Below are 13732 nucleotides of genomic sequence, written 5' to 3' on the forward strand. Positions count from 1 at the left end.
GGGGTGTCCGCGGCATGGATGCCGCGGCCAAGCCTTCACGGACGTACTTGCGGCGTCCCCCGCGAACCCAACCCGCCCGGCCACCCCCATGACAAGCTCTACGCGACCACCCCACGAGGGGCTGCGCCGTTGGCTGGAAACTACGCTACCGCGCGAAACACCAACGCCAGGATCGCAGGCACCGCCTGGATCATGAAAATTCGGCGGCTCACGCTGTACGCCCCATAGCCCCCCGCCACCACCACGCAGGCCAGCGAGAACGTCACCAGCACCGGCTGCCCGATCACCAGCCCCACCACGATGCCTGCTGCCAGGAAGCCGTTGTACAAGCCCTGGTTGGCCGCCAGCACGCGCGTGGTCGCCGCCTTCTCCGGCGTGTTGCGGAACGTCTTCAGACCCAGCGGGCGGGTCCACAGGAACATCTCAAGCGCCAGAAAATAGACGTGCAGCAGTGCGACCAGCAAGGTCAGGGCGAGTGCGATCCAGTACATGGGCGGTTCCTTGGACAGGGATGGGGCTCGGAGCCCGGGAAATCATCGGTCGCGCGGCAGTTTCTTTTCTTCGCGCAGTACACCGAACGCGGCTGCGGTCATGCACGCGGCCACCAGCATGCCGCCGATGAACACTACGTGCGAGCCGAACAATGACAGGCCCTTGTGCACCCAGGCAAAGCTCAGGTCCGCACCGCGGTAGACCACGGTGTCGATCGCTGCGCCGGCCTTGTAGCGCCACTGCCGATCCACGCGGGTGTAGATCGTCTCGCGCGCCGGCTTGGCCAGTGCGAACTCGCTGGCGCGGGTCATCACCTGCACCACCGCGACCATCAGCGGCATCGGCGATGCAGCCAGTACCGAGAAGCCGATCAGGATCGCGAAACCAGGAATCAGCAGCGCCGGCGCGATGCCATGGCGCGACAGCAGCCAGCGGGTCAGGCCCACCTGCATCAGCAGCGCCAGCGCGTTCACCGCCAGGTCGATGCGCGAGAAGAACGCGGTACTGGCCGCCGGGTCGGTGAAGGCCGCGCGCACGATGCTGGCCTGCTGGTTGTACAGCAGCGTGCCGACACCCACGCCGAACACCACCATCACCGCCAGCCAGCGCAGCAGCGGCTCGCGCACGATCAATTTCAGGCCGTCCAGCACGCTGCCGCCCATCGGCTGCTCGCCGGACACCAGCTGCTGCTCGCGTTCGCGCAGCACCGCCCAATACCGCAGCCGCCAGATGCACAACAGGCACACGACCAGGAATCCCGCCGAGACCAGCATGAGGTTGGCGATGCCCACGCGCTGCACCAGCGCACTGGTGATCAACGGGCCGAGGAACGCGCCAACGGTACCGGCCGCACCGATGTAGCCGTAGCAGGCACGCGCCTGTGCATTGGAGAACACATCGGCCATGAAGCTCCAGAACACCGCCACCGCAAACAGGTTGAACACCATGACCCAGAGGAAGAAGGCCATGCCCCGCCCTGGCACCTGACTGTCGAACAGTGCGTAGAACCCCAGCAGGGTGACGATGAAGAAGCCGTACACCACGGGAAGGAACACGCGGCGTGGGAAGCGGCTGACCAGCCAGCCGTACACCGGCTGCAGCACCAGCATGATCACGAACACGCAGGAGAACAGGAACTGCAGGACGAAGTCCTTCAACGCGATGCCGTGGCTGGCGAACCAGGCGATCAGCACGGGCGGGAACACCGTTTCCAGGTCCGCCGAGGCGGCCATCGCCTCACGCACCGGCCGCAGCACGTAGTAGCCGCTGAGCAGGCAGAAGAAGTACAGGAACGACCACCACAGCGCCGGCGACTCGCGCAGTGCCTCCGTCAGGCCCTGCAGCGGCCCCTTCCCCCGTACCGCGCTCACGCGGTGTCCCTCGCCTGAAGACGGCGGTTGGACAGCGGCATGGCAGGCTCCGGGGCGGTGAAGCGCGTACGTTAGCCAATGCACCGCAACATCGCCAGCACGACGCGCCTTCCCGCCTGCGGATGGGCGCTGTGGCCGGGCCCGGATGACACGTTCCGACACATGCTTTCGGGGCGTCAAAATTCCAAATTTTTCAACGAGATGCGCATTCATCTTCGCTTTGTTTGTGCACAAGGGAAAAGCGGCGCTAGAATCGCCATCAGCAGTCGCGCACGGGTCCAACCGATGAAAAAGAACAGCCTGCGTCGCCCGATCCGTTCGGCGGCCACCGGTTTGCTGGGCATGCTGATGCCCGTTGCCTTGTCCACCACCGCGCAGACACCGCCGGCATTGCCGCCGATGCCGACCAACATCGAATCCGCTGCGGGTCCCACTGTCGCCCACACCCAGCCGGCGGCCTACCGCACCGGCCTGGTGCCGCGCGTGCAGGCCCCGGCGCCCGGCTTCAACGTTGCCAACATCGAATCGATGGCGCAGCAGCTCACCTATGGCGAACGCGTGCCGGGCATGGCCGTGGCGATCGTGCAGGGCGGCCGTATCCTCAGCGCGCGCGGCTATGGCGTCACCGACGTCAACAATCCGCTGCCGGTCGATGCGCACACCGTGTTCCGCCTGGCCTCGCTGTCCAAGGCCTTCGCCGGCACCATGGCCGGCCTGCTGGTCAACGACGGCACGCTGCGCTGGGACAGCAAGGTCACCGACTACGTGCCGGGCTTCCGCCTGAACTCGCCGGAAGCCACTGATCGCCTGACCGTGGCCGACGTGCTCAGCCATCGCGTCGGCCTGCCCTACAACGCCTACGACCGCGACATCGAAGGCAACGCCGAGTACTACGCGCTGACCCAGAAACTGGCCAACACCACCCTGAAGTGCCTGCCGGGCGACTGCTATGCCTACCAGAACGTAGCCTTCAGCCTGATCGGCGATGTCGTCTACGCGGCCTCCGGCAGCTTCTACGAGCAGTCGGTCGAGCGCCGCATCTTCAAGCCGCTGGGCATGAACGATGCCAGCCTCGGCCTGGCCGGCATCCAGGCCAGCTCGCGCTGGGCGCGTCCGCATGTGCGCAGCCGCAACGGCTGGGTCTCGCTGACGCCGAAGCCGACCTACTACCGGGTCGCCCCGGCGGCCGGCGTCAATGCCAGCGCCAGCGACATGGCGCAGTGGCTGCTCGCCCACACCGGCCACCGCCCCGACGTGCTGCCGGCACCGCTGCTGGCCACCCTGCATTCGAGCCTGATCAGCACCCCCGGCGAGATGCGTTCTGGCTGGCGCCGCGAGCGCCTGCACTCGGCCGGCTACGCCCTGGGCTGGCGCACCTTCGACTACGCCGGCCACGACGTGGTGTTCCATGCCGGTGCCGTGCAGGGCTATCGCGGCCTGGTCGCGCTGGTGCCGGAACGCGATCTGGGCATCGCCATCATGTGGAATGGCGAAAGCAGCCTGCCCAGCGGCCTGCTGCCGACCGTGCTCGACTCCGCGCTCGGCCTGCCGGCGCAGCGCTGGCTGGACGTGGACACCGACTTCGGCAGCGACAACCTGATGGCCGAGGGCGCCAGCCCGGCGCAGCAGGACAAGCGCAAGGGCAAGGGCGCCTCGGGCAATCGTGCGGTGGCGTCGCCGCGCTGATAAGGCGGGCTCGATCGGGTGTGCGAAGGGCGGCCTGCGGGCCGCCCTTTTTGTTGCTGTGTAGGGCCGAGCCGAGCCGTGCTCGGCTGAGCGGAATCCTGGCGCAAGGCGGCCGAGCATGGGCTCGGCTCTACAGCTCCGCAGCATTAGTGCGCGAAGTAGTGCATGCCGCCGTCCACCGGAATCACCGCGCCTGTGATGTAGCCGGCCAGCGGCGAGGACAGGAACGCCACCAGTGGCGCCACTTCCTCGGGTTCACCGAAGCGTCCGATCGGGATGTTGCTGGCGATGAACGCACGTCGGCTTTCCTCGGTGGGATGCAGGCGTTCCAGGATCTGCGCGCTGTTGATGCGCCCCGGTGCAATCGCATTCACCGTAATGCCCTGCCCGGCCACCTCCGACGACAGCCCCTTGCTCCACAGATGCAGCGCCGCCTTCGCCGCAGTGGCCGCGTTCACCGCACGCGGTTCCATCGAACCACTGAAATTGATCACCCGTCCCCATGCCTGCGCCTGCATGCCAGGCAACAGCGCCTGGGTCATCCGCCGCGCGGCGGAAAAGTTCAGGGCGATCGCTTCCTCCCAGACATCATCATCGGCATCGACGGTGGTCGGCCGGGAGCCACCTGCGGCGTTGACCAGGATGTCGACGCGTTGCAATGCCTCCCGGGATGCCTGCGCGATGTACCGGACGTCACCGGCCACGGTGACATCGCCGGCCACGATGACCGGTGCCGCGCCGCCTTCAGCTTCGATCCGCGCCGCAAGCGCCTGCAGCGGTGCCCGCTGCCGTGACGTGATGGCAACGCGCACGCCCTGGGCCGCCAGCTGCCTGGCGACGGCGGCACCGATGCCGCTGGCCGCGCCCGTCACCAAAGCGGTGCGGCCTTCAAGATTCAAGTCCATGGTGTTCTCCTGTCCGCATGGCCGGCCAATCCAGCCCTTGCACGACATGCTGTTTGATCACCCCTGATTGATAAACTCCGCGCAGGTTTCAGCATTCAACACCCGGGGTGTCAGATGAACCTGCTGGAAGGCATGCAGGTCTACGTGCTGATCGTGGACAAGGGCAGCCTCAGTGCTGCAGCTGCGGCGATGGACATCTCCGCGACGATGGCCGGCAAGCATCTGCGTGCATTGGAATCACGGCTGGGCATGCAGCTGTTGAGCCGAACCACCCGGCGCCAGCACACGACGCCGTTCGGCCAGGACTACTACACGCGCTGCCGGGAGATCCTGCGCCTGGTGGACGAAACCGATGCGCAGGCGCAGCACCAGCACCTGGCACCGGCGGGCACGCTGCGCATCAGTGCACCGGTGATCTTCGGTACGCATGCACTGGTACCGGCACTGGCCGAGTACATGGCGCGCCATCCGGATGTCCGGGTCGAAGCGACGCTGACCGATCGCGTAGTCGACCTCGCCGAAGAGGGCTTCGAAGCGGCGCTGCGGATCGGCACGCTGGCCGACAGCAGCGTGCTGGAGGCGCGAGCCCTGGCCCCTTATCGCCTGATGATGTGCGCCTCGCCGGCGTATCTGGCCAGGCATGGCGCGCCAGACAGCGTGCATGCACTTGCCGGCCATCAATGCCTGTCGTTCGAACCGAGTGCACTTGCGCAGTGGCTGCAGGACGACGCTGGCGAGCTCGACCACGTGCCCGACGGCCGGCTGCAGATCAACAATGGCGAAGCGCTGCGTTCGGCGGCGCTGCATGGCCTGGGCATCATCCTGCAGTCGACGCTGCTGCTGGCAGCCGATGTCGAGGCTGGGCGACTGGTGCAGCTGCTCCCAGGGCACGGCCAGGCCGGTCGGCCGATGCACGTGGTCTATGCGCACGATCGTTACCATTCCACCCGCCTGCGCAGCTTCCTCGACTTCCTGGTGGAACGATTCCCGCCGGCAATCGCCCAACCAGGCGACCGAAGCCGCCCATAAAAAAACCCCCTCCCCGCTGGGCAGCCAGGGAAGGGGGTTTCAGGATGCGGCTATCGGGAAGTACTTAGATCAGCGGCGCCGGGGTTGCCGGCAGAGCGACCGGAGCGGCCTTCTTCTTGCGGGCGGCCGGCTTGCGCTTGGCAACCTTCTTCGCTGCCTTCTTCGGGGCAGCCTTCTTGGTGGCCTTCTTCGCGGTCTTCTTTACTGCCTTCTTGGCGGTCTTCTTGACGGCCTTCTTGGCAGTCGCCTTCTTTGCGACCTTCTTGGCCGGCTTGCGGGCCGTAGCCTTCTTGGCAGTCTTCTTGGTGGCCTTCTTCGCGGTCTTCTTGACGGCCTTCTTCGCAGTGGACTTCTTGGCGACCTTCTTCGCCGCCTTCTTCACTGCCTTCTTGGCAGTCGCCTTCTTCGCGACCTTCTTCACTGCCTTCTTGGCAGCGGCCTTCTTCGCGACCTTCTTCACCGCTTTCTTGGCGGCGGGCTTCTTCTTCGCAGCTTTCTTGGTTGCCATGGGATGGCTCCTCGTCAGTGATAGGGAGTTGAAACGCCCAGTTGGATCAAACCCGCGGATGCTGCGTGCGGGGACCGCCGGCGCGTCAAGCGCGCCGTTACGGATGCGGCGATGCCCGCCTCGATCGGCGGAGCGGACATCGGAACGGAAGGTGCCTTGCATTTCTCCGGGGGAAGCGGGGCCGTGTCCACCGTCATCAGGGTCGCGGTGGTCTTGAAGGGGCTGCTTCGCATCGGACGATTGATTCTGCGCACTCGGTTGGGCAGGCAAGGTCTGCTGAGGCGAAACCTAATCACGGTTTTTTTTACTGTCAACAACCCCCGCGAAAAATTTTCACATCCGCACCTTTCCGAGCGCCGTCGGCGCCACTGCTCTACGCGGCCCGCCATGGCGGTTGAAGCGTCGCGCAAGCGTGCTGCATGCACCGGCATCGATGCATACGTTGAACAAAAAGCACTTGAAATAAGCACTCCGCGCATCTAGACACAGACTCGCAACGGCATCGCGCGTGCGACGTCGATGGTCACCGGCGCCGCCACCAACGCCAGCACAACAGCGCCGCAACAGGGGGCGAAAAGTTTTCACATCCGAGTGCGTCGGCGCGGGGCTGAAACGCGGATTTGCGCAAAACTGCGCACGCCCATCGGCACCGTTCGCCTGTCGGCTGATGCCACGCCGAGGGTCCGCAGCGAACCCCGCGTCATGAGTCCGGTGCAGTCGCCAAAACAAAAACGGCCACCCGAAGGTGGCCGTTCCAGAATCCGGAAACGACGACTCAGTGGTCTTCGTTCTCCAGGGCTTCGGCGTACGCGTCCGGGTCCAGCAGCTCGTTGACCTCATCGGCGTTGGTCAGTTCGACCACGAACATCCAGCCTTCGCCGTAGGCATCTTCGTTGATGGTTTCCGGCTTGTCGGACAGGGCCGAGTTGACCTCGACGACCTTGCCGCTGATCGGGCTGTAGACGTCCGAGGCGGCCTTCACCGACTCGACGACGGCGATCTGCTCGCCAGCCTTGGCGTCGGCGCCGACTTCCGGCAGCTCGACGTAGACCAGGTCACCCAGCAGGCCCTGGGCGTGGTCGGAAATACCGACGGTGACGCGGCCATTGCCTTCGACACGGGCCCACTCATGGGACTTGAGGAACTTGAGGTCGCCGGGGATCTCGCTCATGGGACTGCTCCAGAGATATGCAGGGGTGGAAAAAACGGGGCTAGTGTAACCAACCGGCCGCCACTGCTGTCAGTGACGACCGGCACGTACGGATCAGGCGTCGGTGAGCACGCCGGGCTGCGCCTGGCCTTCCCGAACGAACGGGAACTTGACCACCCGCACCGGCACCTGACGGCCGCGGATGTCGACGGTGACCTCGCCGAGTTCACCGGCCGGCACGCGGGCGAAGGCGATGCCCTTGGCCAGCGTCGGCGAGAAGGTGCCGGACAGGATCTCGCCCTGGCCGCTGGCCGTGGTGACCGTCTGGCCGTGGCGCAGCACGCCCTTCTCGTCCATCACCAGGCCGATCATCTGGCGCGCGGTGCCGGCGCTCTTCTGCGCCTCCAGCACGTCGCGGCCGATGAAGTCGCGGCCTTCGTCCAGCGACACGGTCCAGGCCAGCGCCGCTTCGTACGGGCTGATCTCTTCGTCCATGTCCTGGCCGTACAGGTTCATGCCAGCTTCCAGGCGCAGGGTGTCGCGCGCGCCAAGGCCGGCCGGCTTCACGCCTGCCGCCAGCAGGCGGTTCCAGAAGGCGACCACGGCGTCCTGCGGGAGCAGGATCTCGAAACCATCTTCACCGGTGTAGCCGGTGCGGGCGACGAACAGCTCGACACCGTCATCGGACTGCACCTGCAGGGCGGCGAAGCGGCCCAGCTTGGTCAACGCTGCGCGGTCGGCTTCGCGGGCCAGGCCGATCACGATGTCGCGCGCCTGCGGGCCCTGCACGGCGAGGATGGCCAGGTCCGGGCGCTGCTCGACGGCGACGCCGAACGGCGCAGCCTGCTCGCGCAGCCAGGCCAGGTCCTTCTCGCGGGTAGAGGCATTGACCACCATGCGGAAGAAGTCGTCGCCCAGGTAGTAGACGATCAGGTCGTCGATGACGCCGCCGCGCGGATTCAGCATGCACGAGTACAGTGCCTTGCCGGTCACCTTCAGCTTGTCGACCGAGTTGGCCAGCAGGCGGCGCAGGAACGGCTTGACCTGGTCACCGCGCAGGTCGACCACCGTCATGTGGCTGACGTCGAACACGCCGGACTCACGGCGCACCAGATGGTGCTCGTCCAGCTGCGAGCCGTAGTGGATGGGCATGTCCCAACCCCCGAAATCGACCATCTTGGCGCCAAGGGCGCGGTGGGTATCGTTGAGCAGCGTCTTCTGGGTCATGACCGGGTCCGGCAGCAGAGGAAACAGGAAACCCCATTATCCCAGATCGGTCGCCCGCAGGCGTGCCGCAGCGCAGCGGTTCATGCAAGCGGAAGTGCAACCCGCCCCGCCCTTTCCTCTGCCGGCGAGGCAATGCCCGCAAGGCACCGCAGCCGCCCGCTACAGGCGCACCCGCCCACGCAGGATGTCGAGGAACATCACCCAGTCACCCATGAACGAGTACAGCGGATGGCGGAACGTCGCCGGTCTGTTCTTCTCGAAGAAAAAATGGCCGACCCAGGCGAACCCGTAGCCGCAGAACAGGGCGCCAAGCAGGAACAGCGGCTGGCCGCGCAGCAAGGCAGTGGCGACCAGCAGCAGGACCCCGCAACTGCCGATGAAGTGCAGACGCCGCGATACCGGGTGGCGGTGCTCGCTGAGATAGAACGGATAGAACTCGCGGAAGCTGGCGAAGCGGGACATGAGCAGGCTCCGGGGACCAGGGTCGCTCACATCATGCGCCATCGCTGACCTTGTAGAGCCGAGCCATGCTCGGCTTGCACGCGCCAGCGCGGTCGGAAGGAGAGCAGCCGAGCGTGGGCTCGGCTCTACACTGACGAGGTGCGCGGCCCGAACATGATCACCGCCATGCCGGCCAGGCACAGCGCTGCGCCCAGCAGGTCCCAGCGGCTGGGACGAATGCCATCGACCAGCCACAGCCAGAACAGCGCGGTGCCGATGTAGACGCCACCGTAGGCGGCATAGACCCGTCCACTGGCCGTCGGGTGCAGGGTCAGCAGCCAGGCGAACACGGCCAGGCTGGCCGCCGCCGGCAGCAGCAGCCAGACGCTGCCTCCCTTGCGCAGCCACAACCATGGCAGGTAGCAGCCGACGATCTCGGCCAGCGCGGTCAGCAGGAACAGGCCGAGCGTTTTCACGCCTTCTCTGCTGCCTTGGCCTGCTGCCACAGTGCTTCCTGCGCATCCAGGTCCAGTTCGGCCAACGCGTCACCCTGTGCGTCGGCCTGCGCTTCCATCGCGCGGAAGCGACGCTCGAACTTGTGGTTGGCACCACGCAGTGCAGCGCCCAGATCGATATCGGCATGACGCGCCAGGTTCGCGCAGACGAACAGCAGGTCGCCCAGTTCTTCCTGCAGGCGCGCCTTGTTGCCCGCGACATCGCCACGTTCGAACTCCTCGCGCAGCTCCTGCAGCTCCTCGGCGGCCTTGTCCAGCACCGGCAGCGGGCCCGGCCAGTCGAAACCGACCTTGGCCGCGCGCGACTGCAGCTTCACCGCCCGCTGCCATTCCGGCAGGCCGCGCGAGATACCGGCCAGTACGGAGGTGTCCTGCTCGCCCTTGGCGGCACGCTCGGCGCGCTTGATCGCCTCCCAGTTGCGCGTCACCCCGTCGGCATCGTCCACGCTGACATCGGCGAACACGTGCGGGTGGCGGCGCTGCATCTTGTCGCTGATCGCACGGGCGACCTCGGCGAAGGCAAACGCGCCCTGCTCCTCGGCCATGCGTGCGTGGAACACCACCTGCAGCAGCAGGTCGCCGAGCTCGTCGCAGAGATCGTCCAGGTCACCCCGGTCGATCGCATCGGCGACTTCGTAGGCTTCCTCGATGGTGTAGGGGGCGATGGTCGCGAAGTTCTGCTCCAGATCCCACGGGCAGCCGCCCTGCGGGTCACGCAGCCGCGCCATGATCGCCAGCAGGCGCTCCAGTTCGCTGCTTGCGGCGCTGCCGGTGGTGGGGGTGTCGTGCGCGCTCATGCGGCCTCCAGGATCAGTCGGACAACCAGTCGCGCCATGGCAGGCTGGTATCACCAAGGGCAATGAAATCGCCGTTCAACAGTGTCTCGCGGCGGTTGTAGCGGAACGGCTTGCCGGTCGCCGCCGACAGCACCGCGCCGCCGGCGGCATGCAGCACGCACTGGCCGGCGGCGGTATCCCATTCGGAGGTCGGGCCCAGCCGCGGATAGACATCCAGGCCGCCTTCGGCGATCCGGCAGAATTTCAGTGACGAGCCCTGTGCGATGGTCTCGATGCGGCCCATGCGCGCCAGCAGCGCCTCGGTTTCCGGCGAGCGGTGCGAGCGGCTGGCGGCAACGCGCAGCGGAGCCGTGGCCGGCGTGCGGGTGCGCAGCACGGTGTCATGCAGGCCCTGCCGCCGATAGGCCAGCTCGCCGCGCATGGCATGCCAGACGATGCCGGTGACCGGCGCCAGCACCACACCAAAGGCCGGCGCGCCCTGGTAGATCAAGGCGATGTTGACGCTGAATTCGCCGTTGCGCTTGACGAACTCGCGGGTACCGTCGAGCGGATCCACCAGCCAGTAAGCGCCCCAATGGCGGCGCTGCTCCCAGCCCACCTGCGCCGATTCCTCGGACAGGATCGGCAGGTCCGGTGTCAGCTGCCGCAGGCCCAGCTCAATGACCTGGTTGGCCGCCAGGTCGGCCGCGGTGACCGGGCTGTTGTCGTCCTTGATCTGGACCTCGAATCCATCGGCATACACCTGCATGATGGCTTGGCCGGCCTGCTGGGCGATGGCGATGGCGGTCTCGCGCAGGTCCGTGGTCAGTTTGATCATCGCGTTCCCTGCAGCCACTGGCGGGCAATGAACAGCGCCGCCAGCGAGCGTCCCTCGGAGAAGTCCTCGCGCAACATCAGCTGGTCCAGTTCGGCCAGCTTCCACGGCACCACTTCCAGTTCTTCCGGCTCGTCGCCGGCCAGCTTTTCCGGGTACAGGTCGCGCGCCACCACCAGCCACGACTGGTGGCTCATGTAGGTCGGGGCAAGGGTCATTGCGCGCAGCACGTCGACCCGGCGCGCACCGTAACCGGCTTCTTCCTTCAGCTCGCGGTCGGCGGCCTGCTCGGGGGTTTCGCCGGCGTCGATCCGGCCCTTGACCAGGCCCAGTTCGTAGCGGTGCATGCCCGCGGCGTATTCACGCACCAGCAGCACGGTCTCATCGTCGAGCATCGGCACCACCACCACCGCGCCGTGGCCACGGCTGACCAGGCGCTCGAACCGGCGACGTTCACCGTTGGAGAATTCCAGGTCCAGATGCTGGCGCTGGAAGGGGCCGTTCTCCTCATCGGTGATCCGATGGATGATCGGCAAGCGACGGCCGGCACGGTCATCGTTCATGCGGAATCTCCGCGGCGGCCGGCGCCAGCGCCGGGGCCGATAGAATGTGCAGGCAGCAACATGTTCATGAGCCCGAAATGCTAGCAGACCCAACCCCCTCCCCGCTGGCCCAGCACTGGCGGCAACGCGACCTGCAGGTGCTGTGGCACCCGTGCACGCAGATGCGTGAGCATCCGGACACCCTGCCACTGGTGCCGATCGCCCGCGGTGAAGGCGCATGGCTGATCGATCACGACGGCAACCGCTACCTGGACGCCGTCAGCAGCTGGTGGACCAACCTGTTCGGCCATGCCGAGCCGCGCATCGGCGGCGCCATCGCGGCGCAGGCCGGGCAGCTGGAACAGGTGATGCTGGCGGGCTTCGGCCACGAGCCGGCGATCACCCTGGCCGAGCGCCTGCTGGCGCTGGCGCCACGCCAGCCCGGCCGTGCGCCGTTGGCCAAAGTGTTCTACGCCGACAACGGCTCGGCCGGCGTGGAAGTGGCGCTGAAGATGGCCTTCCAGTATTTCCAGAACCGCGGCGAGCCACGGCGCACGCGCTTCATCGCGCTGGAAAACGGCTACCACGGCGAGACCCTGGGTGCGCTGGCGCTGGGCGATATTCCGCTGTATCGCCGCGTCTATGCACCGCTGCTGGCCGAAGGCCTGTTCGCGCCATCGCCCGATGCCTACCTGGCCGAACCGGGCCAGAGCGCGGCAGATCGCGCACGGCAGGCTGCCGACGGCTTGGCCACGCTGTTCGACCAGCATCCGGGCGAGATCTGCGCGGTGATCCTGGAACCGCGCCTGCAGTGTGCCGGCGGCATGCGCATGCATGACCCGGTCTATCTGCAGCGCGTGCGCGAACTGTGCGATGCCCATGGCGCGTTCATGATCGCCGACGAGATCGCCACCGGCTTCGGCCGCACCGGTACCCTGTTCGCCTGCGAGCAGGCAGGGGTGATGCCGGACCTGATGTGCCTTTCCAAGGGCCTGACCGGCGGCTTCCTGCCGCTGGCCGCCGTGCTGGCCACGCAGGCGCTGTACGACGCCTTCCTCGACGACTCGCGCGAGCGCGCCTTCCTGCATTCGCACAGCTACACCGGCAATCCGCTGGCCTGCGCGGCGGCACTGGCGACGCTGGACATCTTCCGCGACGACGATGTGATCGCCCGCAACCGGGGCATCGCGTCGGTGATGGGCACGCTGGCGGCGCCATTTTCCGACCATCCGCACGTGGCCGACGTGCGCCAGGCCGGCATGGTGGTGGCGTTCGAGCTGTCACGCGACGGCAACAGGCGCACGCCTTTCGATCCGGGCCTGCGGCTGGGCCTGCACGCTTACAAGGCCGCCCTCAAGCGCGGCGTGGTGCTGCGCCCGCTGGGCGACGTGCTGTACTGGATGCCACCCTATTGCGTGGATGACGAACAACTGGAGCTGCTGGCACACACCACGCTGGCGGCCATCGACGAGGCGATTGCATGCGCGTGACCCGCTGCCCCATCGACCTGGCGCTGCACAGCGGCCAGACCGTGACCCTGCCGGAAGAGACGGCCAACCACCTGGTGCGGGTGATGCGCCTGCGCGAGGGCGATACGTGCGTGCTGTTCAACGGCGATGGCAACGACTACAGCGCGACACTGACCGTGGCCGGCAAGCGCGAGGTACAGGTCCGCATCGATGCTGTGCAGGCCATCGACAATGAATCACCGCTGGCGATCACCCTGCTGCAGGGCATCGCCCGTGGCGAGAAGATGGACCTGATCCTGCAGAAGGCCACCGAACTGGGCGTGGCGGCGATCATTCCGGTCAACGCCGAGCGCACCGAGGTGAAGCTCGATCCAGCACGGGCCGAGAAGCGCGTGGCGCACTGGAACAACGTGGTGACGTCGGCCTGCGGCCAGTCCGGGCGTGCGCGCATCCCGCAGGTGGGTTCGCCGCTGTCGCTGGCGCAGGCTGCGGCGGTACTGCCGGCCGATACGCTGCGGCTGACCCTGGACCCGCGGGGCGCACATCGCCTGTCGACGCTGACGGCCGCTCCGGCAGGGGGCCTCGTGCTTGCGATCGGCCCGGAAGGAGGCTGGTCGCCGCGCGACCGCGACCAGCTGGCAGCGGCCGGGTTCCAGGGACTGCAGCTGGGCCCGCGGATCCTGCGCACGGAAACGGCCGGACTGGCCGCGGTCGCGGCGTTGCAGGCGCGGTTGGGCGACCTGGGATAGGACCGGTTCGTGGTAGAGCCGGGCGCTGCCCGGCATCC

General features: G+C 67.0%; 16 protein-coding genes. 5 read left to right on the forward strand and 11 right to left on the reverse strand.

Annotated elements, in window-relative coordinates:
• Positions 1 to 140 precede the first annotated feature (140 nt).
• A complete protein-coding gene (locus tag HMPREF3114_RS14110; protein WP_053499503.1) occupies positions 141 to 491 on the reverse strand; it encodes a DUF1304 domain-containing protein in 351 nt (116 codons plus the stop codon).
• Between the two features lie 42 nt (positions 492 to 533).
• Positions 534 to 1862, reverse strand: a complete 1329-nt coding sequence (locus tag HMPREF3114_RS14115; protein ID WP_053499505.1) for an NTP/NDP exchange transporter — start codon at positions 1860 to 1862, stop codon at positions 534 to 536.
• Between the two features lie 285 nt (positions 1863 to 2147).
• On the opposite strand from HMPREF3114_RS14115, the gene HMPREF3114_RS14120 reads away from it, so the two are divergent.
• Positions 2148 to 3548 (forward strand): serine hydrolase domain-containing protein, encoded by a 1401-nt coding sequence (locus HMPREF3114_RS14120; protein ID WP_053499507.1) that lies wholly within the window; start codon positions 2148 to 2150, stop codon positions 3546 to 3548.
• Positions 3549 to 3694: 146 nt separating this feature from the next.
• Here HMPREF3114_RS14120 and HMPREF3114_RS14125 read toward each other — a convergent pair whose 3' ends face one another.
• The gene (locus tag HMPREF3114_RS14125) at positions 3695 to 4453 is read right to left on the reverse strand and encodes an SDR family NAD(P)-dependent oxidoreductase (protein WP_053499509.1); all 759 of its coding nucleotides are present in this window, start codon (positions 4451 to 4453) and stop codon (positions 3695 to 3697) included.
• Between the two features lie 114 nt (positions 4454 to 4567).
• Between HMPREF3114_RS14125 and HMPREF3114_RS14130 the strand changes: the two genes are divergently transcribed.
• A complete protein-coding gene (locus HMPREF3114_RS14130; protein ID WP_053499511.1) occupies positions 4568 to 5482 on the forward strand; it encodes a LysR family transcriptional regulator in 915 nt (304 codons plus the stop codon).
• Between the two features lie 64 nt (positions 5483 to 5546).
• On the opposite strand, the gene HMPREF3114_RS14135 is transcribed toward HMPREF3114_RS14130, so the two are convergent.
• Complete coding sequence (locus tag HMPREF3114_RS14135; RefSeq protein ID WP_070489935.1) at positions 5547 to 5990, reverse strand: histone; 444 nt, start codon at positions 5988 to 5990, stop codon at positions 5547 to 5549.
• Positions 5991 to 6101: 111 nt separating this feature from the next.
• Between HMPREF3114_RS14135 and HMPREF3114_RS21040 the strand changes: the two genes are divergently transcribed.
• Positions 6102 to 6473, forward strand: coding sequence for a hypothetical protein (locus HMPREF3114_RS21040; RefSeq protein WP_141750826.1), 372 nt, complete (start codon positions 6102 to 6104; stop codon positions 6471 to 6473).
• Positions 6474 to 6765: 292 nt separating this feature from the next.
• Here HMPREF3114_RS21040 and gcvH read toward each other — a convergent pair whose 3' ends face one another.
• The 7 genes from gcvH to nudE form a co-directional block, all read right to left on the reverse strand.
• Positions 6766 to 7161 (reverse strand): glycine cleavage system protein GcvH, encoded by a 396-nt coding sequence (gene gcvH / locus HMPREF3114_RS14140; RefSeq protein ID WP_005418426.1) that lies wholly within the window; start codon positions 7159 to 7161, stop codon positions 6766 to 6768.
• Between the two features lie 93 nt (positions 7162 to 7254).
• Complete coding sequence (gene gcvT / locus HMPREF3114_RS14145) at positions 7255 to 8367, reverse strand: glycine cleavage system aminomethyltransferase GcvT (RefSeq protein ID WP_005418427.1); 1113 nt, start codon at positions 8365 to 8367, stop codon at positions 7255 to 7257.
• A gap of 159 nt (positions 8368 to 8526) precedes the next feature.
• A complete protein-coding gene (locus HMPREF3114_RS14150; RefSeq protein ID WP_049415586.1) occupies positions 8527 to 8829 on the reverse strand; it encodes an Mpo1-like protein in 303 nt (100 codons plus the stop codon).
• Positions 8830 to 8954: 125 nt separating this feature from the next.
• Positions 8955 to 9284, reverse strand: a complete 330-nt coding sequence (locus HMPREF3114_RS14155) for a YnfA family protein (protein WP_053499515.1) — start codon at positions 9282 to 9284, stop codon at positions 8955 to 8957.
• A complete protein-coding gene (gene mazG, locus HMPREF3114_RS14160; protein WP_053499517.1) occupies positions 9281 to 10120 on the reverse strand; it encodes a nucleoside triphosphate pyrophosphohydrolase in 840 nt (279 codons plus the stop codon). Before mazG ends, HMPREF3114_RS14155 begins: the two co-directional genes overlap by 4 nt.
• A gap of 13 nt (positions 10121 to 10133) precedes the next feature.
• Positions 10134 to 10937: a 3'(2'),5'-bisphosphate nucleotidase CysQ gene (gene cysQ / locus HMPREF3114_RS14165; protein ID WP_053499520.1), complete on the reverse strand. Its 804-nt coding sequence runs from the start codon at positions 10935 to 10937 to the stop codon at positions 10134 to 10136.
• Positions 10934 to 11497 carry an ADP compounds hydrolase NudE gene (gene nudE / locus HMPREF3114_RS14170; RefSeq protein WP_005418435.1) on the reverse strand — a complete coding sequence of 188 codons (564 nt, stop codon included), beginning with the start codon at positions 11495 to 11497 and terminating at the stop codon, positions 10934 to 10936. The genes cysQ and nudE overlap by 4 nt, the downstream gene beginning before the upstream one ends.
• Positions 11498 to 11574: 77 nt before the next feature.
• On the opposite strand from nudE, the gene bioA reads away from it, so the two are divergent.
• Together bioA and HMPREF3114_RS14180 are read left to right on the forward strand one after the other, a co-directional pair.
• Positions 11575 to 12966 carry an adenosylmethionine--8-amino-7-oxononanoate transaminase gene (bioA, locus tag HMPREF3114_RS14175; RefSeq protein ID WP_053499522.1) on the forward strand — a complete coding sequence of 464 codons (1392 nt, stop codon included), beginning with the start codon at positions 11575 to 11577 and terminating at the stop codon, positions 12964 to 12966.
• The gene (locus tag HMPREF3114_RS14180) at positions 12957 to 13694 is read left to right on the forward strand and encodes a 16S rRNA (uracil(1498)-N(3))-methyltransferase (RefSeq protein ID WP_053499524.1); all 738 of its coding nucleotides are present in this window, start codon (positions 12957 to 12959) and stop codon (positions 13692 to 13694) included. Before bioA ends, HMPREF3114_RS14180 begins: the two co-directional genes overlap by 10 nt.
• Positions 13695 to 13732: the final 38 nt, after the last annotated feature.

Source organism: Stenotrophomonas sp. HMSC10F07 (genome assembly GCF_001807895.1).
Lineage (GTDB): Bacteria > Pseudomonadota > Gammaproteobacteria > Xanthomonadales > Xanthomonadaceae > Stenotrophomonas > Stenotrophomonas sepilia.

Excerpts from the sequence above, each read along its gene's own strand:
- HMPREF3114_RS14110 (WP_053499503.1), bottom strand. The coding sequence starts at position 491 with ATGTACTGGATCGCACTCGCCCTGACCTTGCTGGTCGCACTGCTGCAC.
- HMPREF3114_RS14120 (WP_053499507.1), top strand. The coding sequence starts at position 2,148 with ATGAAAAAGAACAGCCTGCGTCGCCCGATCCGTTCGGCGGCCACCGGT.
- HMPREF3114_RS14125 (WP_053499509.1), bottom strand. The coding sequence starts at position 4,453 with ATGGACTTGAATCTTGAAGGCCGCACCGCTTTGGTGACGGGCGCGGCC.
- HMPREF3114_RS14130 (WP_053499511.1), top strand. The coding sequence starts at position 4,568 with ATGAACCTGCTGGAAGGCATGCAGGTCTACGTGCTGATCGTGGACAAG.
- HMPREF3114_RS14135 (WP_070489935.1), bottom strand. The coding sequence starts at position 5,990 with ATGGCAACCAAGAAAGCTGCGAAGAAGAAGCCCGCCGCCAAGAAAGCG.
- HMPREF3114_RS21040 (WP_141750826.1), top strand. The coding sequence starts at position 6,102 with ATGCCCGCCTCGATCGGCGGAGCGGACATCGGAACGGAAGGTGCCTTG.
- gcvH (WP_005418426.1), bottom strand. The coding sequence starts at position 7,161 with ATGAGCGAGATCCCCGGCGACCTCAAGTTCCTCAAGTCCCATGAGTGG.
- gcvT (WP_005418427.1), bottom strand. The coding sequence starts at position 8,367 with ATGACCCAGAAGACGCTGCTCAACGATACCCACCGCGCCCTTGGCGCC.
- HMPREF3114_RS14150 (WP_049415586.1), bottom strand. The coding sequence starts at position 8,829 with ATGTCCCGCTTCGCCAGCTTCCGCGAGTTCTATCCGTTCTATCTCAGC.
- mazG (WP_053499517.1), bottom strand. The coding sequence starts at position 10,120 with ATGAGCGCGCACGACACCCCCACCACCGGCAGCGCCGCAAGCAGCGAA.
- cysQ (WP_053499520.1), bottom strand. The coding sequence starts at position 10,937 with ATGATCAAACTGACCACGGACCTGCGCGAGACCGCCATCGCCATCGCC.
- nudE (WP_005418435.1), bottom strand. The coding sequence starts at position 11,497 with ATGAACGATGACCGTGCCGGCCGTCGCTTGCCGATCATCCATCGGATC.
- bioA (WP_053499522.1), top strand. The coding sequence starts at position 11,575 with ATGCTAGCAGACCCAACCCCCTCCCCGCTGGCCCAGCACTGGCGGCAA.
- HMPREF3114_RS14180 (WP_053499524.1), top strand. The coding sequence starts at position 12,957 with ATGCGCGTGACCCGCTGCCCCATCGACCTGGCGCTGCACAGCGGCCAG.